This is a genomic window from Gemmatimonadales bacterium (assembly GCA_019637315.1).
Lineage (GTDB): Bacteria > Gemmatimonadota > Gemmatimonadetes > Gemmatimonadales > GWC2-71-9 > SHZU01.
Window position 1 is genome coordinate 26283 of the sequence record JAHBVU010000017.1, and the last position, 19825, is coordinate 46107.

Annotated in this window: 18 protein-coding genes; 6 read left to right on the forward strand and 12 right to left on the reverse strand. The window is 65.2% G+C overall.

All coding sequences use genetic code 11. The features are described from left to right. Nucleotides 1-47: 47 nt before the first annotated feature. The 9 genes from KF785_14135 to uvrA all read right to left on the reverse strand — a co-directional run bounded on the left by KF785_14135 (nt 48) and on the right by uvrA (nt 9094). On the reverse strand, nt 48-1121 hold the full coding sequence (locus tag KF785_14135; protein MBX3147899.1) for a DUF1611 domain-containing protein: 1074 nt from the start codon (nt 1119-1121) through the stop codon (nt 48-50). A gap of 162 nt (nt 1122-1283) precedes the next feature. Then, a complete protein-coding gene (locus KF785_14140; protein ID MBX3147900.1) occupies nt 1284-2042 on the reverse strand; it encodes a PspA/IM30 family protein in 759 nt (252 codons plus the stop codon). 7 nt (nt 2043-2049) lie between these two features. Beyond that, complete coding sequence (locus KF785_14145; GenBank protein ID MBX3147901.1) at nt 2050-2445, reverse strand: hypothetical protein; 396 nt, start codon at nt 2443-2445, stop codon at nt 2050-2052. A 65-nt stretch (nt 2446-2510) separates the two neighbouring features. Further along, nucleotides 2511-2903, reverse strand: a complete 393-nt coding sequence (locus KF785_14150) for a hypothetical protein (protein MBX3147902.1) — start codon at nt 2901-2903, stop codon at nt 2511-2513. Nucleotide 2904: 1 nt separating this feature from the next. Then, nucleotides 2905-3249, reverse strand: coding sequence for a hypothetical protein (locus tag KF785_14155; protein MBX3147903.1), 345 nt, complete (start codon nt 3247-3249; stop codon nt 2905-2907). Then, nucleotides 3249-3506, reverse strand: coding sequence for a hypothetical protein (locus KF785_14160; protein MBX3147904.1), 258 nt, complete (start codon nt 3504-3506; stop codon nt 3249-3251). The genes KF785_14155 and KF785_14160 overlap by 1 nt, the downstream gene beginning before the upstream one ends. A gap of 39 nt (nt 3507-3545) precedes the next feature. Beyond that, complete coding sequence (locus tag KF785_14165; protein MBX3147905.1) at nt 3546-3806, reverse strand: hypothetical protein; 261 nt, start codon at nt 3804-3806, stop codon at nt 3546-3548. Nucleotides 3807-3936: 130 nt separating this feature from the next. Then, entirely contained in the window at nt 3937-6192 is a 2256-nt protein-coding gene (locus KF785_14170; protein ID MBX3147906.1) for a S9 family peptidase, read from the reverse strand. A 46-nt stretch (nt 6193-6238) separates the two neighbouring features. Continuing rightward, nucleotides 6239-9094 carry an excinuclease ABC subunit UvrA gene (gene uvrA, locus KF785_14175; GenBank protein ID MBX3147907.1) on the reverse strand — a complete coding sequence of 952 codons (2856 nt, stop codon included), beginning with the start codon at nt 9092-9094 and terminating at the stop codon, nt 6239-6241. Between the two features lie 167 nt (nt 9095-9261). Here uvrA and KF785_14180 point away from each other — a divergent pair, with 167 nt between their 5' ends. From KF785_14180 to KF785_14205, 6 genes are all read left to right on the forward strand, one after another. Further along, nucleotides 9262-10467: a hypothetical protein gene (locus KF785_14180; protein ID MBX3147908.1), complete on the forward strand. Its 1206-nt coding sequence runs from the start codon at nt 9262-9264 to the stop codon at nt 10465-10467. Nucleotides 10468-10470: 3 nt separating this feature from the next. After that, nucleotides 10471-11268 carry a tetratricopeptide repeat protein gene (locus tag KF785_14185; GenBank protein MBX3147909.1) on the forward strand — a complete coding sequence of 266 codons (798 nt, stop codon included), beginning with the start codon at nt 10471-10473 and terminating at the stop codon, nt 11266-11268. Further along, the gene (locus KF785_14190) at nt 11265-12806 is read left to right on the forward strand and encodes a transglutaminase domain-containing protein (protein MBX3147910.1); all 1542 of its coding nucleotides are present in this window, start codon (nt 11265-11267) and stop codon (nt 12804-12806) included. The genes KF785_14185 and KF785_14190 overlap by 4 nt, the downstream gene beginning before the upstream one ends. Further along, a complete protein-coding gene (locus KF785_14195; protein MBX3147911.1) occupies nt 12803-13561 on the forward strand; it encodes an ABC transporter ATP-binding protein in 759 nt (252 codons plus the stop codon). Before KF785_14190 ends, KF785_14195 begins: the two co-directional genes overlap by 4 nt. Next, nucleotides 13542-15257, forward strand: coding sequence for a hypothetical protein (locus KF785_14200; protein MBX3147912.1), 1716 nt, complete (start codon nt 13542-13544; stop codon nt 15255-15257). The genes KF785_14195 and KF785_14200 overlap by 20 nt, the downstream gene beginning before the upstream one ends. A 116-nt stretch (nt 15258-15373) precedes the next feature. Then, a complete protein-coding gene (locus tag KF785_14205) occupies nt 15374-16624 on the forward strand; it encodes a hypothetical protein (GenBank protein ID MBX3147913.1) in 1251 nt (416 codons plus the stop codon). A gap of 53 nt (nt 16625-16677) precedes the next feature. Here the strand turns inward: KF785_14205 and KF785_14210 are convergent, their stop codons facing one another. The 3 genes from KF785_14210 to KF785_14220 are packed head-to-tail and all read right to left on the reverse strand — an operon-like array spanning nt 16678 to nt 19804. Further along, nucleotides 16678-17163: a zinc ribbon domain-containing protein gene (locus KF785_14210; protein MBX3147914.1), complete on the reverse strand. Its 486-nt coding sequence runs from the start codon at nt 17161-17163 to the stop codon at nt 16678-16680. Next, nucleotides 17163-17765, reverse strand: coding sequence for a cytochrome c-type biogenesis protein CcmH (locus KF785_14215; protein ID MBX3147915.1), 603 nt, complete (start codon nt 17763-17765; stop codon nt 17163-17165). Before KF785_14215 ends, KF785_14210 begins: the two co-directional genes overlap by 1 nt. Further along, on the reverse strand, nt 17765-19804 hold the full coding sequence (locus KF785_14220) for a heme lyase CcmF/NrfE family subunit (GenBank protein ID MBX3147916.1): 2040 nt from the start codon (nt 19802-19804) through the stop codon (nt 17765-17767). The genes KF785_14215 and KF785_14220 overlap by 1 nt, the downstream gene beginning before the upstream one ends. Between the last annotated feature and the right edge of the window lie 21 nt (nt 19805-19825).

Consider the following 19825-nt stretch of genomic DNA (forward strand, 5'->3'; position numbering starts at 1 on the left):
GGCGCTTGCTGCGCCACGCCCTTCCTTGTCATCGCAAGCAGAACAGATCAGCGCGCGCGACGTTCCAGGTAGTTCTCCCGCTCACGCACCAGCGCATTGAGCAACGGCGCCGGATCGAATCGGACCGGATCGGTCGCTGGCAGACCGGTCTCGTCGCTGGCGGCCTGGCAGGCCTTCCGCGCGTCCGCTTCATTGAGGTCGTAGGTATTGAGGCAGATGCCCACCACCTTGGTCGGGTGTACTGCCGAGCCGAGCATCTCGTAGAGCTCGACGTACCGCGACAGCGGCGGGATCTTGAGCCAGGGAGTCGTCCGGTACTCGCCGATGTGCAACCGGGTGGCCTGATGGCAGAGAATCATGGCATCGGGGCAGGACCCGTGCAGCAGACCGAGCGTCACGCCCGAGTAGCCGGGGTGATTGATACTGCCCTGGCCCTCGACCAGAACGATATCTGCGTCCTTGGCACCCCGGAGCACGAGATCCTCGGCCGCACCCGCAATGAAGTCGGCGACTACGGCGTCGACCGCAGTGCCCCATCCCTCGATGAAGATGCCGGTCTGGCCGGTGGCAACGAACCGGGTGCGCAGCCCCCGCGCCTTGAGGCCGTCGACCAGTTGCAGCTGCGCTGTCATCTTGCCGACATTGCAGTCGGTTCCGACGGTCAGCACGACGAAAGGATCGACCAGCCGAGCCTCGCCGGCTGCGATCGGCAGGTTTGCCGGCGCCTTCCGGGCGTCGTAGATCGACCGACCCAGCCGCGCGGCCTGCGCCGAGAGATCCGGGTCATCGGACAGGAAGGTGTGGAGGCCGCTGACGAGATCGGCACCTGCATCGAGCGACTTGATCAGCCAGCCCTTCCACTCATCCGGCAACCGCCCGCCCGCCGGGGCAATCCCGATCATCACCGCCGTCGGCTTGAAGGCCAGGCCCTCTTCGATCGAGGCGACGATCGGCGTGGCACCACCGAACCCCAACACATCCTGAACGGTTTTCCCCGCAGTCCGCCGATCCAGCACGGCAACCACCCGAGAGGGGTGATACCGGATCACAGAGTTCGCGGTCTTGGATTCGAGGGGGTGGAAGTTGCCGTCAGCAATGATCAGGTAGCGGGGGGTATCCATATATGGGTCACAGGTTTAGAACGAGGTCTGCCGAGCCGGAATCTCCGGCTCGGACCTCATTGGTATACAGAACTGTATTCGATAAAGAGAGATGGTCAAGGCAGCAACCGCCGCCGGCCCTCGAATAGGGCCAAATGGCCCTCATGAGGTTGACGACGGCCGTTACCGGCCATCGTCCTCGAGCACTTCCGGATCGTCGACGACCGCCTCGCCCCGACCGAGCTTCTTGGCCTCATCGGACCCGCCCTTGAGCAGTCCCATTTTGGCCTTGAGTTCGATCAGCTGCTGGTCGGAGGACCCGTGGTACTCGAGCTGCTTGAACTGCTGGGTCAGGTCGTCGCCCTCGAACTCCTGTTGCAGTTCGGCGGCCGCAAGCGCCTTACGTTCGATCGACTCGATTTTTTCGGTCATCCGATCGAAGGACTCGAAGGCGCTCTTGTCCGACATGCCGGACATGGTCTGCTGAATCCGCTGCTGCGCCTCGGCACGCTTGGCCCGGGCCACCAGGATGTTCTTCTTCCGCTTGGCTTCCTCGATCTTGTCGTGAAGCTGGCGAAGCTGGAGCTTCAGGTTTTCGGTATCGGCCCGATGCTTGACCCAGGTCTCGTGCAATTGCTGCGCACCCTGCAGGGCTTCGTTGTAGCGCATCAGCGCCTGCTTGGCGAGGTCGTCACGACCCTCTTGAACCGCCAGCATGGCGCGACGCTCCCAGTCCTCCGCCTGCTTCTTGAGCGCCTCGGCGTCGGCCTGCAGCTTCTTCTCGTCCGCGATGGCACCCGCTGCTTCCTGCTTGGCTTTGGCCAACTGCGTTTTCATGTCGAGAATCAACTGATTCAACATCTTCTCGGGATTCTCAGCCCGACTGATGAGGTCGTTGATGTTCGACCGCAGCATGGTCGAAAAACGTTCGAAGATACCCATTCGCGGCTTACCTTTCGCGGTACGGCGCCAGAGCGCTCAGATGCGATGACAGGGCCAACGTCAGCGAGTCGAAGCTCGACTCGAACTCCGAAAAGTCGAGGTGCTCGAGGTCGAGCACATCGGTCAGGACGACGTGATCTCCCTCGATCCCATACGACCCACGCACCAGATCGCTGGCATTCAGCTCGAGCAACTGCCGGAACAGGCCGGTCCGGCGGTCGGACTCTGCCGGCTCTTCCATGACCCGGAGTCGAAGGATCACGACCGGCGGCGAGTAGGTCACCACCACCTCCGACCCGTGTTGCGATCGGACCAGCCACAGCCCGGGTTCGACCTCACGCACCTCGACCGAGCCACCTTCCAGCCGGTCGAGAAACGTCTGCAGATCCTCCTTCGTAACCATGCGCAGAGCTCCTTCGTTTCGGGTCGGGTCTGCAAATCTACTGCCGTTGGCCGGTCAGCCGCTTCCTACTCGCGGCGCTCGCTCCTCTGCGGCAGCAACGCCGCCTGGTCGGCGGTCCGCGCCAGGAGCCGCTCGGTAAAGTCGAGCCGCTCTTCCAATTCGAGGACCCGAGTTTCCGCCGCTTCGAGATCGGCAACCCGCTGCTCCAGCTCCTCCAGCCGAGCGGCGGCCATCTGCCCGGTGGTAAGCCCTTCGGGGGTCTGAGCCAGCCTGGCAAGGCCGCGGGTCCGGCGCCACGAGAAGACCAGCAGCGATCCGCCAAAGACGGCTGCAACCATGGCGTCGTCCATCGGCCCGCGGACCGTTTCGGCTACAAAGGCGGCCACCATGCCCGTCATCACCACATGAATGGTGAAGTCGATGGCGTCCATCCCGAAGTTCTTGCGAAACCAGGACATCTCAACCCTGATTCCGGCCGACAGACTGCGACTCGCGACCCTGAGCCAGCAGCCGCTCCGAAAAGTCGACCCGCTCCTCGAGCTCGGCGACGCGATCCTGAACCAGCTCGAGTTCGGCAACCCGGGCTCGCAGGTGGTCGACTTCAGCAGCAAGCTGCGCATCACCGCTCTTCCCGTCGATCCGACGGGCATAGGCCCTGAGTAACGGCCCGAACACGATGCCCGCAACGATAATGGCAACGACCATGACGCCCGCGATGAAGACTATTTCGGGCGGGCCGTCGTGAAAGCCGGGCGGCAATGGTATCTGGGGAGGCTCGGGAACCTGGACCACGACCTGTCTCATCAGCGCGCCTCCGGAATCTGCGGGCGGGCCGCCTCGTCACGATTGGCCAGCAACCGCTCCGCGAAATCTACCCGCTCCGCCAGCTCCGCCAATTCGTGCCGGACCCGATCGAGTTCTTCCAGGACGGCCGGGTCGGTTTCCGGCGGCGACTGGTCCCCGCGAATCCTTGCCGCAACGGCCTTCCCGATCGGGCTGTACGCCAGCACGCCGAGCGTACCGCCGCCAAAGATGAGCAGAATTGCCAGTACGCCTTCCATCGTTCCTCCCACCTTCGTGAACCCTGCGACCTGCGTACTTCAGGATCGTCCGCCCTCTGCCGAGGACCGCTGCGCCAGCAATCGCTCGCTAAAGTCGAGGCGTTCCTCGGCCTCAGTCAGCCGCTGCTGCATCTGATCGACCTGAAGCCGCAGATCATCGAGCTCGTGGAGCAGCTCCGGCTCGGGCGCATTGCCGCCGCGTCCCTGGATCCGCCGGGCCATGGCCTGTCCTACCGGCCCCTGAAAGACCCTGACCAAGCCCCAAGCCAGAAACCCGGTCGTCAAGATACCGGTGATCATTCCAAAAACCGGGATGACGATATCCGGGTTGGCCATCGCTTTCGCAGCCCTCACATCGGGACGATTGTCCTGCTTACGACCCGACGTTGCAGAATGTTTCACGTTGACCGGACGAATCCGGCCCCCAGTCTCACGGCCGGCTGGGGGGCGGCTCCGACGGCGTCAGTTTCTCGACCAGATACTCGGAAATCATCGTCCGCAGATGCACCGAGGTGGTGCCGCCGGAGATGGAATGGTTCCGGTTGGGATAGGACATCAGCCGAAACTGCTTATTGGCCGCCACCAGGGCGTCGATCAGCGCCTCAGTGTTCTGGTAGTGGACGTTGTCGTCGCCGGTGCCGTGAACCAGCAGGAGATTGCCCTTCATCCCGTCGACGTACGACAGCGGCGAGCCCTGATCATACCCGGCCGCGTTCTCCTGGGGCAGTCCGTTGTATCGCTCAGTGTAGATGGTGTCGTAGTATTTCCAATGGGTAACCGGCGCCACCGATACCGCCGTGGAATACACGTCGGGAGCCTGAAACAGGCCATTCAGGCTCATGAACCCGCCGTAGCTCCAACCGTAGATTCCCATCCGCGTCGGATCGACCCACGGTTTCCGTGCAAAGGCCCGCGCCGCGGCCGCCTGGTCCTGCGTCTCGATGACGCCCAACCGACCGTAGATGATCTTGCGCCAGTCCCGGCCGCGGGCTCCGCTGCCCCGATTGTCGACGCTCGCGACCACCACACCCCGCTGGGTCAGACTCAGGTGCCAGAGATAGTTGGTGCCACCCCAACTGTCGAGCACGGTTTGTGAACCGGGCCCGCCATAGATCGAAAAGAGGACCGGGTAGCGCTGGGTCGAATCGAAGCCCGGCGGTCGCATGACCCAGGCATCCAGTTCGACCCCGCCGCCGATGCTGATCCGCTCGAAGCTGGCTTGCCCCCGCCTCAAGGCGTCGACCTGCGCGGCAAGCCGGCTGTTGGTCACCACCGTGCGAACGGTCCGATGCTCCGGCAGGCGCACCAGCGCCATGACGGGCGGCGTGCCGAACTTCGAATAGGTGTGGATGGCCCAGCGCGCATCGGGAGAGAGGTTATAGCCGTGGGTTCCCTGCTGCCCGGCTGGCGAGACCCGCTCGAGCTTGCCCTTGCCGTCGAGGCGGGTCCGGTAGAGGTAGCGCTGTGTCGGGTTGTCCGGTGAGGCGATGAAATAGAGCCACCCGCCGCGCTCATCGATCGCTCGGATCCCGATCACGTCATAGGCTCCAGGCGTGATGGCGCGCACCTGGCGTCCATCGCGCGACACGACGTACGCCTTGGTCCAGCCGTCCCGCTCGCTGACCCAGGTGAACGACTTGCCGCCATCGAGCCAAACCAAATCATCCACCACTTCGACCCAGGCCGAGTCCTGTTCGGTCAGGATGGTGCGCACCGCGCCCGTCCGGGCATCGGCCAGCAGCAGGTCGAGCCGGTTCTGCAACCGGTTGAGCCGCTGCACCACGAGTTCATCGCTCGAGGCGGCCCATTCCATCCGGGCCAGATAGATGTTGCGCGGGTCGCCCTCTATGCTGAGCCAGCGGGTTGCTCCCCCGGTTGCCAGCACCACGCCGATCCGGACCGCCGAGTTGTCCTCGCCCGCCTTGGGGTACTGCACCGGAACCATGGAGGAGTAGAGAGAATCGGTGGTCCGGTACATCAGGAAGTCACGGACCCGATCGGCCTCGAGCTGCCAGTAGGCAATCCGGGTGCCGTCGGGGCTCCAGCGCCAGCCGTCGTGCAGCGACAGCTCCTCCTCGTAGACCCAGTCGAAGTTGCCGTTGATGACCGTCCGGGTGCCATCATGGGTCAGCTGGGTAATCGCTCCGGTGGCCAGGTCTTCGACATAGATATTGTTGTTGCGGACGTAGCCGACCCGCTCGCCGGCGGGATCGAACTTGGCGTACATCAGTGTCGATGGCTCCGCATTGCCACCCAGCTTGCTGAGCCGACCGGAGGCCCGGTCGAGCACCCAGTAGTCTCCGCGGGTGTTGAGACGCCAGACCTGCTTCGAGTTGGTGTAGACGAGCAGCTTTCGCTGGCCCGGCCCCCAGTGATAGTCGTCGATGGCCAGCGGCGCACTGGCGCCCGGGGGAATCAGACGCGACGCCGGTATCAGCATGTCGCGAGCGCCGGTCTCCGTATCGTAGCGGACGATGTCACGCCCGCCGGCCGGGCTGGCTTCGAGCGTGGTGTAGGAAGACCCATCGCCGAGCCACCGGGTCGGGCCGAACCGCTCGGGCTGGAAATCGGCGCTGCCGTAGATCCGCTGCACCGTTACGCGGGAGGGATCGGCCCGGTCGGCCTGCTGCGCCGAGGTCTGGGTGGGCGCCAGCAGCAGCAACGTCAGGAGCAGTCGTCTATCCACAAGGACCTCACGGTTCGGCCGGGACCAGTCCCGCTACCGTCCAAGCCTAGCTTGCAGTGACGAGGCGGCGCAAGAAGTGTCCGGTGTGACTCCCTGCGACCTCCGCCACGGCCTCCGGCGTTCCCGCCGCCACCACCCGCCCGCCCTTTGCCCCGCCTTCGGGGCCCATGTCGACGATCCAGTCCGCCGTCTTGATCACATCGAGGTTGTGTTCGATGACGAGCACGCTGTTGCCTTTGTCGACTAGGCGGTGCAGCACGTCGAGCAGCAAGCGAACGTCTTCGAAATGCAGTCCGGTCGTCGGCTCGTCCAGGATGTACAAAGTGCGCCCGGTGTCGCGTTTGGAAAGCTCGGTGGCGAGTTTGACCCGCTGCGCTTCGCCGCCGGACAAGGTCGTGGCCGACTGGCCCAGGTGCAGATAGCCGAGGCCGACATCGTTGAGCAGCTCGAGCTTGTCGCGGATTCGTCCCTGGGCGTTGAAAAAATCGAGACCGTCGGCCACCGTGAGTTCGAGGACGTCCGCAATGCTCCTGCCCCGGTACCGCACTTCCAGGGTTTCCCGATTGTACCGCCGCCCCTTGCAGACTTCGCAGGCGACATACACGTCGGGCAGGAAATGCATTTCGATCTTGACGAGCCCGTCACCTTCGCAGGACTCGCAGCGGCCGCCCTTGACGTTGAAGGAGAAGCGACCCGGCCCGTAGCCACGGATCTTGGCCTCTGGCAGCTGCGCAAAGAGCTCCCGGATCGGAGTAAACAAGCCCGTATAGGTCGCCGGATTGGACCGCGGAGTGCGTCCGATCGGACTCTGGTCGATGTCGATGACTTTGTCGAGATGCTGCAGGCCTTCGATGGTCTTGTGCGCTCCGGGCACCACTTTGGCACGATAGAAATGCCGCGCCAGCGACTGGTAAAGGATGTCCGTGACCAGGGTCGACTTGCCCGACCCCGAGACGCCAGTGACGGCGGCAAAGACCCCGAGCGGAACTTCGACGGTGAGGTTCTTGAGGTTGTTGGCCCGGGCTCCGACAATCCGCAGCTTGCGCGACGCGCTCACCGGCCTGCGAGTGGCGGGCACCGGAATCCGCAATTCGCCGCGCAGGTAGCGGCCCGTCAGCGAGTCGGGGTGCTGCTCCACATCCTCGACGTTGCCCGCCACCACGACCTCGCCGCCGAAACGCCCGGCCCGCGGACCGAGATCGACGACATAGTCGGCGGCCCGGATGGTGTCCTCGTCGTGCTCGACCACCAGCACCGTGTTGCCGAGGTCGCGCAACTCTCGCAGCGTGTTGAGGAGTCGGTCGTTATCGCGCTGATGTAGCCCAATGCTCGGCTCGTCGAGGATGTACAGCACGCCAACCAGGCGCGATCCGATCTGGGTGGCGAGCCGGATCCGCTGCGCTTCGCCGCCCGAGAGGCTCCCCGCCCCGCGGCCAAGCGTGAGGTACTCGAGGCCGACGTCCCGGAGGAAGGACAGCCGGTCGTGAATTTCCTTGAGGATCGGCGCGCCGACCTCCGGATCGATGGCGCCGGCCCGACCTCGGACGATCGGAATGCCGTCGAAGAACGCCAGGGCGTCATCGACCGCGTAGTCGACGACCTCGCCGATGCTCTTGCCATGCAGCAGCACAGCCAGGCTTTCCGGCTTGAGGCGGCGCCCCTGACAGGTGCGGCAGGGCATCTCCACCATGAAGTCGCCCAGCTGCTGCCGGACGGTGTCACTTCCGGTTTCGTAGAAGCGCCGCTCGACGTTCTTGAGGATACCTTCCCAACCGGTCTCGTACTCGCCTTTGAACTTCCCGCCGTCCATCTTGAACTTGAAGGTCTTGTTCGAGACACCATGCAGCAGCATGTCCTTGGCGGCCGCCGGCAGCGCTTTCCAGGGGCTCTGCAGCTCGAACTTGAAGGCCTTGGCCAGGGTCGGCAGGATCGACTTGCGCAGGTAGCCACTCGGCTCGCCCCACGGCAACACGACTCCTTCGAGAATCGAGATCGAGGGATCGCCCAGCACCAACTCGGCGACCGCTTCGCGCCGGGTGCCGAGTCCATGGCAGTCGGGGCAGACGCCATAGGGCGAGTTGAAGGAGAACTGGCGCGGCTCGAGTTCCGGCATCGAGAGACCGCACTTGGGACAGGCAAACCGCTCGGAGAAGAGAATCGACTCGCCGTCCGCGGCGCCCCGGTCGTAGCGTACGAACTCGACCGTACCGTCAGCCGCCTTGAGGGCGGTTTCGACCGAGTCGGCCAACCGGCTCCGATCCTGCTCTCGGACAACCAGCCGGTCGACCACGACCGCCACGTCGTGATTCTGACGGCGGTTGAGCTTGGGCACGGCGCCCAGCTCGTACACGATGCCATCGACCCGAACCCGAACAAAACCGCGCTTGGCCAGGTCGTCGAAGAGTTCGCGGAACTCGCCCTTCCGGCCTCGGACGATCGGCCCCAGGACCTCGACCCGGGTGCCTTCCGGCCAGGCGAGGACCGCCTCGGTAATCTGGCTGGCGCTCGACCGGGTAACCGGCGACCCGTCATTGGGACAATGCGGCACGCCGGCACGGGCCCAGAGGAGCCGCATGTAGTCGTAGATCTCGGTGACGGTGCCCACGGTCGATCGAGGATTGTTGCCGGTCGACTTCTGCTCGATTGAAATGGCCGGTGAGAGGCCCTCGATGGCGTCGACGTCGGGCTTTTCCATCAGGCCGAGAAACTGGCGCGCGTAGGCCGAGAGCGACTCGACATATCGCCGCTGCCCTTCGGCGTAGATGGTATCGAACGCCAGCGACGACTTGCCGGATCCGGATAGGCCGGTAATGACCGTCAGTTGATTGCGGGGAATCGAAACCGAGATGTTCTTGAGATTGTGTTCGCGTGCACCGCGGACCCGAAGGTATTCTTGCGCCATAGCCCCTGAACATAGCCCGAAACCATCCGCCCTTCAATCCTGCCCTCCACAGAGGGCAAAGGGGCCGGGAGTACCGACGGCGAATCGCAGCGCCGGCGCGTTGACGGACCAAAGAATCCGACTAAGGTTCGCGCAGGTATCTCGCCGTGTCTCCCCTCGGAGCGCCCATGCATCGTCCTCTCACCGTTCTCTGTCTGGCCAGCTATCGCAAAGGCGATGCGTTCATGATCGCCGCCAAGCGCCTGGGCGCCCGAGTCCTGCTGCTGACCTCCAAGAGCCTGGAGGGCGCCGACTGGCCCCGGGAATCGCTCGACGACACCTACTACATGCCTGACGTCGACAACCGCTGGGACATGAACGACGCGATCAAGGCGGTCAGCTGGCTGGCACGCACGGTCAAGATCGACCGGATCGTGGCCCTCGACGACTTCGATGTCGAGAAGGCCGCCGCTCTGCGCGAGCATCTGCGGGTGCCGGGAATGGGCGATACCACGGCGCGGTACTTTCGCGACAAGCTGGCTATGCGCGCCAAGGCGAGCAGCGCCGGCCTGGCAATTCCGCCGTTTGTGCCGGTGATCAACTACGACGACATCAAGACCTTTCTCCAGACCCACGCCGGCCCCTATGTGCTCAAGCCGCGATTCATGGCGGCGGCCATCGGAATCCGGAAGCTCAGCTCTGCCGAAGAACTCTGGCCGGTGCTCGACAGCCTCGGCGACGAGCAATCCTTCTACGTGCTGGAGCAGTTCATCCCGGGCGGCGTCTTCCATGTCGACTCGATCGTGGCCGATCATCGAGTCCGCTTCGCGCTGGCAAGCGAGTACGGCACGCCTCCGTTGGAAGCTGCTCATGAAGGCCGTGTGTTCTCGTCGCGCACCCTGCGGCGCCGGAGTCGCGAGGAGCGGGCGCTCCTGACCTTCAATCAGCAACTGCTCAAGGCGTTGGGCTTGAAGCAGGGGGTATCGCATACCGAGTTCATCCGGCATCCTGACGGGCGCTTCTTCTTTCTGGAAACGTCGGCCCGGGTCGGCGGTGCGCACATCGTCGATATGATCGAGGCGGCCACCGGCCTCAACCTCTGGAGCGAATGGGCCAAGCTCGAGTGCCGTGAAGCGAACGAGCCCTATCTCGTGATGCCGTTCAAGAAGCATTACGCCGGGCTGATCCTTTCGCTTGCCAGGCAGGAATGGCCCGACCTGTCGAGCTACGACGCTCCCGAGATCACCTGGCGGCTGACCAAGCGACACCATGCCGGACTGATCGTGGCGGCGGCCCGATACGACCGGGTCGAGTCCCTGGTCGAGCAGTACCAGAATGGCTTCTATCGGGACTTCTTTGCCTCTGCTCCGCCCCTGACGCACGCCGCGGAGTAAGCGATGGGACGGCTCCACAATTCCCGCGCCGGCGAGGCGGACCCCGGTCTCCTCGAGGGCTTCGAGCCGTCGAGTCTGGAGGGCGATCTCCCGGTCGCCGGGGCCGATGGCATCGCAGCCTTCCGCCCCTTCGGGCGGGACATGCCTGAGCAGCGACTCCCGACGATCAGCGACCCGGACGCGCCGCTCCCGGACCGGACGGTCGAGCGCGCTCGCGACCTCAACCGCCGGGGTCGGCGTCTCGATGCGATCGCCTCACTCGACCAGTTCCTGGCTGCCCATCCGAACGCCGTCGAACCCCGCCTGGTCCTGGCCGAACTCCTGGCAGACGCCGGTGAAGTCGACTCGGCGCTGGAGCAGCTTGGCCACCTGCTCGAACTGACCCGTAACGCGGCGCCAATCCTGGTCCGGCGTGGCGCACTCTATGCACAATCAGGACGACCGCAGGCTGCGGAAGCCGACTTCCGAGAAGCGATTCGGAAGGACGCAAGCTATTGGCCTGCTTATCGTTACCTTGGCGCCATCCGGCTGCGGCTCGGTGGAGTGGTCGAGGCGGTTGCGGTGCTTCGGGAAGCCCGTTCTCTGGCACCTCAAGACCCGGAGTGCGCTTTATACCTCGCGGAAGCACTCCTGACCAGCGGCAGTCTTGCCGAGGCTGAGACCCTGCTGCACTGGGCGGTCGAGGTTCTGCCAGGCGACCCGCGAGGATATACGCTGCTCGGCCGACTCCACGATCGGCTCGGCCAGCAGGAGATTGCGATGACGATGCACCGCAAAGCGCGCGAAGTGGCAGGACTGTGAAGCTCGGCGCGTTTACCCGCCGTACCGCGGCACAAGTGATGTTGCTCGCCTGGGCTGCCGCGCTGGCCTGGCTGGCTCGCCGCGAGTTCGGCAAGACCGAGGCGGAGACCATCGCGGAGGCCACCGTTAGGCTCAACCCCGACGCGTTCTTCTATACCGTCAAGGCCGGCGACGTCCAGGTCGGCTACGCCAGTATCACCATCGATACGGCCGTAACCGGATTCCGGATTTCCCAGGTCATGGCGCTCGACGTGCCTGCCGAGGGCGATTCGATTCGGCGAATGACCCGCCGCACCGACATCCTGCTGTCGCGCAGTTTGCGTCTCATCAGTTTCGTCCGCACCGTCACCGGCGGGGGCCAGTTCGACGAACTTCGCGGTACGATCGAGGGCGATTCCCTGCTCCGCCTGGCGCAGCGGGACGGTCGCGACGGCCCTTCGAGCGAATGGGCGCTTCGGGTCTCCGGCGACGTCGCCCTGCCCGAGACGCTGCCCTATCGCCTGGCCTTTGCGAGGCGTCTCAGGGTCGGCCAGTCTGGCACCACCAACCTGCTCGACCTGACCACCGGCACCGTCAGTCGGCTCGACATCGCAGCGACGGCAGAGTCGCTGTTCGTCTTTGCCGACAGCGCGGTCGAATCCCGGAGCACCCGACTCTGGCAACCGGCGCGGCTCGATACCGTGGCCGCGTGGCGCCTCGAACATACCGGGAGCGGCACTCCGGAGGTGCTCTGGGTCGACGCCAACGGCAACCTGGTGGCGAGCCAGGCGCCCCTGGGTGTCCACCTGACCCGATCGGCCTTCGAACTGGTCAACATCAACTACCGTGCGGAGCTGGCCCGGAACCTCGCCGACCGCGCTCGGGTCGCCGCCATGCGAAGCTTGCTGGAAGCGGGCCTCCGCCTGCCGCGCTCCGACAGCGCCGAGTACCGGGTTCGGACCGTCGGCACGGCCGGGGCGCCGCAGACTACGTGGCTCACCGGCGGCCGCCAGACCTCGGACGGAGATCGCGTCGACATCGGTCGGCACGGTAACGGCGCTGACTCGGTTCGGCGCGGCTTCCTCGACCCTGCAGCCCAGCTCGCTCCGGTGGCGTCGAGCGTTGCGGCACGGGCTGCCACGATCGCCCCCGAGGCGCGCGGCCGCGCCGTGGTCCAGGCGCTGGCCCAATGGGTCCATCGAGAAGTTCGGCCTGACCCGTCGCTCGCCGCGGCCAAGTCTGCGGAGCGCGTCCTCGCCGAGCGGCGCGCCGGGGCGGAGGGCATGGCAACGCTGTTTGTCGACCTGGCGCGGGCGCGCGGATTGACTGCGCGAGTCGTGGGGGGGGTCGCCGTCGTCGGCGGTACCACGTATGGGCACACCTGGGCCGAGATCCGGCTGGATGACGCCTGGGTGGCCGTGGATCCGACGTTCGGGCAGTTCCCGGCGTCGGCGTCCTTGCTGCGCATCGTCTCCGGCGGGTATGGTCGCGCCATCGACCTGGTGCCACTGGTCGGTGGCGCCGTCATCGAACCGATTCTGTCGGATGCTCAACCATGATTCAGCTTACCAATCTGACGAAGCGGTACGGCAAGTTCACCGCGGTCGATGGGATCTCGCTCGAGATCCCGCCCGGGACATTGTACGGCCTGCTGGGTCCGAACGGCGCCGGCAAGACGACGACCATGCGGATGATTGCCGGGATTCTTCGGCCAACGTCCGGATCGGTGACCGTTGCCGGCTATGACATCGTCAGCCAGCCGATGCAGGCCAAGCAGCGCCTCGGGTTCATCCCGGACCGTCCCTTCGTCTACGACAAGCTCACGGGCGCGGAGTTCCTCCGCTTCGTGGCGGGACTGTACGGGCAGTCCGGGCCGGAAATCGAGCGGCGGGTCGACGAGCTGCTCGAACTGTTCGAACTGGCGCCGTGGAAGCACGAACTGACCGAGTCCTACAGCCACGGTATGCGCCAGAAGCTGATCATCTCGAGCGCCATGGTTCACCGTCCCGATGTGATCGTGGTCGACGAGCCGATGGTTGGCCTCGACCCCAAGAGCGCGCGGCTCCTCAAGGAGTTGTTCCGCGGTTTTGTCGGGCGCGGCGGCACCGTCCTGATGAGCACCCACACGCTCGAGATCGCCGAAGTCATGTGCGACCGGATCGGCATCGTCTTTGGCGGCAAGATCGCGGCCGCGGGCACCATGGCCGAGATCCGGGAGCAGACCGCGTCGGGCTCGGCGAGCCTGGAGGACATCTTCCTCAAACTCACCGGCGGCTTGGGAGAGCGAGAGCTGAGTGCAGTCCTCGACGGATAAGGTTGACCGCGGGGCCGGCGTCATCCGGATCCTCGAGCCCAAATGGCGCAGTGTCAGAGCCCGGATGGTCAAGGGCCGGAACGATGCGTTCCTGCGGGTGCTGCTGCTGGTCGTCATCGGCGGCGGGTTCTGGGCCGGCGCGTTTGCGGTGTTCAACCGGGTGCTTCGCTACCTTGGCACGACGCCCGAGATCGGCGGTCTGCTCGCGGGCAAGATTCTCAGCATGCTGCTGCTGGCGTTTTCCGCCATCCTGCTGCTGTCGAACCTCGTCACGGCCCTCTCGACCTACTTCCTGGCCAAAGACCTCGACATGCTCGTCTCGGCGCCCGTCGACTGGGCCCGACTCTATCTGGCCAAGCTGGTCGAGACGCTGATTCATTCTTCCTGGATGGTCGCGCTCCTCCTGGTGCCGATCCTGACCGCGTACGGTGTGGTCTATGACGGCGGCCTGCTCTTTCCGATTGCTGCGCTTGGCGCGCTGATTCCCTATTTCCTGCTTCCGACCGTGGTGGGGTCGACCATCACCCTGCTCCTGGTCAACGTCTTTCCGGCCCGGCGCGCGCGCGACCTGCTGACCCTGATTGCCATCGGTGCGGTCGGCGGCGTGGTGTTGGTGCTGCGTTTCCTGCGTCCGGAACAGCTCTCGCGGCCGGAGGGCTTTCGGAACCTGGTCGACTTCGTGGCGGAGCTGCAGGCGCCCAGCCATCCGCTGATGCCCAGCGAATGGGCGGCCAACGCCATCATGAACTGGCTCGGCCGGGTGGCCGATCCGCTGCCGCTGATCCTCCTCTGGACCACGGCGGGTGCATTCATCGTGCTGGGCGCGGCTCTGCACAGCCGGCTCTACCCCAAGGGCTTTTCGAAGGCGCAGGAGGGAGCCGACACCTATGCGGCCGGACAGACCTGGCAGCGGGTTGCGTCACGCCTGCTCCGCTTCCTGCCGGTCACGAAGCGTGAGTTCGTCCTGAAGGACCTTCGCGTCTTTTTCCGTGACACGACGCAGTGGAGCCAGCTGATCCTGCTGGGCGTCCTCCTGATCGTCTACGTCTTCAACATCCGCGCCCTGCCGCTCTACACCGGCGAAAAAGTGCCGTACATCCTGGTGACCCTGGTCGTCTTTCTGAATCAGGGGCTCGCCGGCTTCGTGCTGGCGGCGATTGCGGCGCGATTCATCTTTCCGTCGGTTTCGCTGGAAGGTCGGCAGCTGTGGCTGCTCAAGTCGAGTCCGCTGGACCTGCGCGCCATGCTCTGGAGCAAATACTGGGTCGGCACGGCGCCGCTCCTGGTCGTGGCGCTGACCATCACGGTAGTCACCAACGAAATCCTGCGGGCCTCGCCGTTCATGATGTTCCTGTCGGTCGTCACGATCGCCTGTTTCACCATGGCGGCCGGCGCCCTGGCTCTCTCGCTCGGTGTGCTCTATCCGCAGTTCGACACCGAGAATGCGGCGCAGATTCCGACCAGTTTCGGCGGACTGGTCTTCATGATGACGTCCATTCTGCTGCTGGCCGGCATCATCGCCATCGAAGCCCGGCCGGTGGCGGAGCACCTGCAGCTCTATCAGATGGGCGAAGTGCAGGAGGAGCTGCCGGCCGAACTCTGGCTCGTGCTCGGCAAGGTATTTCTGCTCTGTGCGGCGGCGACCATCATTCCGCTGCAGCGCAGCCTCAAGCGCCTCGAAGCCCTGGAAGTCTGACGGCGCTCTTTCGCGCCATGTTGCGTTTTCTCGCTTCACGCCTCGTTCGCACCCCTTCCTAGTGTGTGATCCCGACCCGCCGACTGCGGGCCGGTCACCACTAGCAAGGGGGAACCATGCTGTACCGCCGTACCGGGCTCGCCGCCGCGTTGCTCCTGGGCCTTGCCGCCTGCAGCGACCGACCGACCGTCCATCCGACCCAGCCGAATGCGGAGCAAGCGGTAGTGCCGCGGACCGACCCGCCCGAGCTGACTCGCCTCAGGGAGCGCCACGAGTGGCTTGCCGAGCAGGTCGCGATCGCCATGCGCGATCCGGGCTTCCGCCGCACCGTGCTCCAGGAGTTGCGCGGCTCACCGCTGCCGGAAGGCAAGATCAGCCTGCAACATTTCCTGAGCCGGGCACCGGGGGCCCGCGCTCATCTGGCCGGGCCGCAGGCCTCGAACGAGCTCGGCCTGACCGAGCGCATTGCCGATGGGCCCGCCATCGAGGTGTACTTTCCGGTTCCTGAGCATCGGGCCCGCTGGAGCGGCGGTGAGGACCTGCTCGTTGCCACCGCCGAGCTCGACACCGATGCACCGGTTGCCTTCGACCTGGCGGGACGGCGGCACCGCCTGAGTCCGACCACGCCCCCCGAGACCCCGGTGCTGATGATCGGCCGCGCCGAGCTCGATTTCGATCGTCCGCTGGCAAACTCGTGCCTGATAGCCTGTGATGATCTCATCGGAGGCGGGGGCGGAGGTGGTGGAGGGGATGGCAGCGCCGGCGGCTCGGCCGGATCTCAGGGCCTCTTCATGACCCGGAGCAAGTTTGTCGGCACCTTTGAAGGCTGGTTCAAGGGGGCGCCCGAGTTCGAGGTCCACGTCCTGGGCAAAGCGGGTTCGGAGAATGCCCTCACCAGCTATCAGTGCGCCGGCGAGCACGCGGGGGGGCCATACGCCTTCGATCAAAACAGCACCGAGTGGTCCGGGAGTGTGATGCTGATGAGTCAGGCCCAGCTGGACAACTACCGGATCCAGCATCCGGGGCAAGCGCTCCGGGTCTTCGTGGTGGAGGATGACGACGGGGCCTGTCAGATCAAGATCGACCAGAACCGGGCCAACGCGCTCTTCGAATCGATTCGCCTCGTCTACGGCGACAACACCGGCGGCAAAGATGCTACGGGCCCCGGCGGGAAGATCTTTCAGCGAGCGCCGATCTACATCCGGATTCTCAAGGCGTTGTACAGCTTCTTTGCGACCAACGACGATCCGGTCGGGAACGCCGTGGAAGACGCCAACGCGGCCAATGCGTACCTGTCGGGAGCCAACTGGGTGGTGCGAGGTGAGAACAGTGTGATGAACGGAGCCATCAAGCTGGAAATGCGGTAGCGAGACAACGGTTCAGTGGAAAACGTCTCTGAGACGGTTGGAGGACGGACGGGTCACGCTGCGGCTGCCCGGCTGCCGCAACCGGAACAGAAGCGGGCACCGGCAGGCAGCGGGGCTGCGCAACCTGGGCAACTGGTCGGGGACTCGAGCGAGATGCCGCAACCGGAACAATACCGGGCGTCCGGCTCGGGTCGCGGTCCGCAGGCCGGACAAACCCCGACCGGTACCGTGCCGTCAAGTGCGGCCCTGCGAGCCGCAATGAGCTGCTCGGCGGGATCGGCGGGTTCCTGACGCAGCGCTGCCAGGGCGTCGGCAGTGAACCGGCCCTTCATCGAGAGGTAGTCGTCCTCGGAGATCTTCCCGGTCGCATGGTCGAAATCGAGGTCTTTGATGGCAAGCAGGGCCTGCCCCTGCCGGGTTTCTTCGAGCGGCAGGGGCTCGTCGAAATCATCCGGATCCGGCGCCCTGCGCAGCAACGGCGTTACCACCATGCCGACGAGCACGAGCGCAAGTACGACGATTGCGGTGAGTTCGAGCATCAGGTCTCGAGGTCTCGAAGCGCGCGCTGGAGCCGTGCCACCTCTTCGGCCGATTGCCGATCATCGCCCCCCGCGATGTCGGGCGCCAGACCGAGCGAACCCGCCGAGGCCGCAGCCATCTCGACGCGCGCTGCGCGCAGCCGGGATCGTCGCAGGATGTACCAGCCCAGCAGGCTGGCCCCGGTCAGGATCGCTGCCCCCGGCAGCAGGTATCCGACGACCCCAAATCCTGTTGCCTTGGGCGCCATCAATGCCTCTTCGCCGTAGCGGTCGACGAAAGCGGCCACCACTTCTTCCGGGCTCTTGCCCTCCCGGAACAGCGCGACCACCTCGTCGTGCCGGGCCGGCGAATAGGTGCAGGTAAAATCGGTGGTGCGGCAGGTAAAGACATCGAGCCCGCACGGGCAGGGACAGCGGAGCCGGCGCTCGACCCCAACCACCGCCGGATCGTTCTGGACCGAATCGACGACTCGGCGCGGCGCGCCCACCACGCCCGGACGCGGCAGCGGATCGGCCGCCCCGGGCGTCTGGGCACTCCCCGCCTCGAGCCGCCGAGTCAAAGCGCCGACGGCGATCAGGCCGAGAAGTTGACGGCGATCCATCAGACGTTCACCGGCTCGGGCGCCGGCTCCCGAGCCTCAGGCGTGCGGACACGGGTCACCTGGGGGGCCATCCCGGGACCGCCCGGCCAGAGCGTAATCAGCCCGCCGACCACGAGCAGGACGCCGCCGAACCAGACCCACCAGACCAGGGGATTGATGGTGATGGCAAAGGAAGCGCGCTCGGTGAAATCGACGGTGCCCGCAAAGACGACGTAAAGGTCTTCTCGGATGCTGGGCAGGATACCGACCTCCGTCGACGGTTGGAAGGTCGGGTTGCCGAAACTGTCGACGTGCTGGCGCTTCTCCGATACGACGGTTCCGATCCGCTGGCCGTCACGGCGGACCTCCAGGGTGGCAGCGGACACCTGGCGGTTGAGCGCGTCGTACTGGGAAACACCGAGATGGGTCAGACGATAGACTGCGCCAAAGGGGCTCCGCATCTCCATCGACTCGCCGACCCGAAGCGTCGCTTCCTGGGTGACCTTGAAGGCCCCCCCAGTGAAGGCGACGAAATAGACGACGATAGCAACATGCACGATGTAGCCGCCATAGCGGCGGCGGTTCCTGCCCACCAGGCGGCTGACCGCGAGCAGCCAGGACTCACTGTAAAGCCGCCGGCGCGCTCGGGTACCGCGGACAAACTCCTGCGTCACGGTGCCGAGAACAAAGGCGGCAATGATCAGCGCAACCAGGGCGTAGAAGTCGCGCATGCCGACAACCAGCAGCAGCACAGCGGCAAGCAGCGCACTGCCGATCGGGACCGCGAACTGGCGCTTCAAGTTGGGAATCGAGGTCTTGCGCCAGGCAATCAGAGGGCCGATGCCGGTCAGCAACAATAGCAGCAGACCAAGCGGGACGTTGACACGATTGAAGAAGGGCGGCCCGACCGAGATCTTCACATCGCGCACAGCCTCGGACAAGACCGGAAAGATGGTGCCCCAGAGGACCGAGAAGGCAATCCCGACCAGGATCAGATTATTGAACAGAAAGGCGGCTTCCCGGCTCGCGAGAGACTCGAGTTGCGCCTCGGGCTCGAGCGCCGGCCAGCGGGTGTAGAGCAGCGTGTAGCACAGCACGCCGACGACGATCAGAAACGCCAGGAAGAAGTAGCCCACGTTCGACTGTGCGAAGCTGTGAACACTCGCAATCACTCCCGACCGGGTCAGGAAGGTCCCGAAGATGCTGAGCAGAAAGGAGCCGATCACCAGGCCCACATTCCACCGCTTGAGCATCCCGCGCTTTTCCTGGATCATGACCGAATGGAGAAAGGCGCTCAGCGTGAGCCACGGTAGCAAGCTCGCATTCTCGACCGGGTCCCAGGCCCAGTAGCCACCCCACCCGAGTTCGACATAGGCCCACCACATGCCGATGGTGATCCCAACCGAGAGGAACAGCCAGGACACCAGCGACCACTTTCGAATCGCATGGATCCAGCCGCTGTCGAGCCGCCGATGCCAGAGCGCCGCAATGGCGAAGGCAAACGGAATGGTGAGGCCGATATAGCCGAGATACAGCATCGGCGGGTGGATCACCATGCCGGGGTTCTGCAACTGCGGATTGAGCCCGCGCCCGTCAGGGGGAACAAACGGCAGCTGGCCAAACGGGTTGGCGCCGCCTACCAGCATGACCAGGAGGAAGAACGCCAGTACGCCGCTGGTGACGCCTGCCACCGTCGGGAGGAGATCGCGATAGCGGGGCGGCGTGACGACCTGAGCCAGCGAACCAAACGACGCCAGCACCAGGGCCCACAACAGCAGGGATCCCTTCTGGCCAGCCCAGAAGGCCGAGAAGAGATAGTAGTCCGGCAGGTTGCGCGAGGTGTACGCGTAGACGTACTCGACGCTGAAGTCGTGCGCAAAGAGCGCCTTCCAGAGCGCAATCGAGGCAATCCAGACGGCCAGCGCAGACGCGTGGGGAGCGCGCCGAACCGCGCGGGCCACCTCGTCGCGCTCGACCGTCTGCCCCGAGAAGGCGAGCACGAGGGTCCAGACCGATACAAGGAGCGCGGCCCAGAGGGCGAACTGACCAAGCAGATTCATGTCCGTCGCCTACCCGAGTAT

Excerpts from the sequence above, each read along its gene's own strand:
- KF785_14165 (MBX3147905.1), bottom strand. The coding sequence starts at position 3,806 with ATGATCACCGGTATCTTGACGACCGGGTTTCTGGCTTGGGGCTTGGTC.
- KF785_14195 (MBX3147911.1), top strand. The coding sequence starts at position 12,803 with ATGATTCAGCTTACCAATCTGACGAAGCGGTACGGCAAGTTCACCGCG.
- KF785_14180 (MBX3147908.1), top strand. The coding sequence starts at position 9,262 with ATGCATCGTCCTCTCACCGTTCTCTGTCTGGCCAGCTATCGCAAAGGC.
- KF785_14140 (MBX3147900.1), bottom strand. The coding sequence starts at position 2,042 with ATGGGTATCTTCGAACGTTTTTCGACCATGCTGCGGTCGAACATCAAC.
- KF785_14160 (MBX3147904.1), bottom strand. The coding sequence starts at position 3,506 with ATGGAAGGCGTACTGGCAATTCTGCTCATCTTTGGCGGCGGTACGCTC.
- KF785_14135 (MBX3147899.1), bottom strand. The coding sequence starts at position 1,121 with ATGGATACCCCCCGCTACCTGATCATTGCTGACGGCAACTTCCACCCC.
- KF785_14205 (MBX3147913.1), top strand. The coding sequence starts at position 15,374 with ATGCTGTACCGCCGTACCGGGCTCGCCGCCGCGTTGCTCCTGGGCCTT.
- KF785_14145 (MBX3147901.1), bottom strand. The coding sequence starts at position 2,445 with ATGGTTACGAAGGAGGATCTGCAGACGTTTCTCGACCGGCTGGAAGGT.
- KF785_14155 (MBX3147903.1), bottom strand. The coding sequence starts at position 3,249 with ATGAGACAGGTCGTGGTCCAGGTTCCCGAGCCTCCCCAGATACCATTG.
- uvrA (MBX3147907.1), bottom strand. The coding sequence starts at position 9,094 with ATGGCGCAAGAATACCTTCGGGTCCGCGGTGCACGCGAACACAATCTC.
- KF785_14220 (MBX3147916.1), bottom strand. The coding sequence starts at position 19,804 with ATGAATCTGCTTGGTCAGTTCGCCCTCTGGGCCGCGCTCCTTGTATCG.
- KF785_14215 (MBX3147915.1), bottom strand. The coding sequence starts at position 17,765 with ATGGATCGCCGTCAACTTCTCGGCCTGATCGCCGTCGGCGCTTTGACT.
- KF785_14185 (MBX3147909.1), top strand. The coding sequence starts at position 10,471 with ATGGGACGGCTCCACAATTCCCGCGCCGGCGAGGCGGACCCCGGTCTC.
- KF785_14210 (MBX3147914.1), bottom strand. The coding sequence starts at position 17,163 with ATGCTCGAACTCACCGCAATCGTCGTACTTGCGCTCGTGCTCGTCGGC.
- KF785_14150 (MBX3147902.1), bottom strand. The coding sequence starts at position 2,903 with ATGTCCTGGTTTCGCAAGAACTTCGGGATGGACGCCATCGACTTCACC.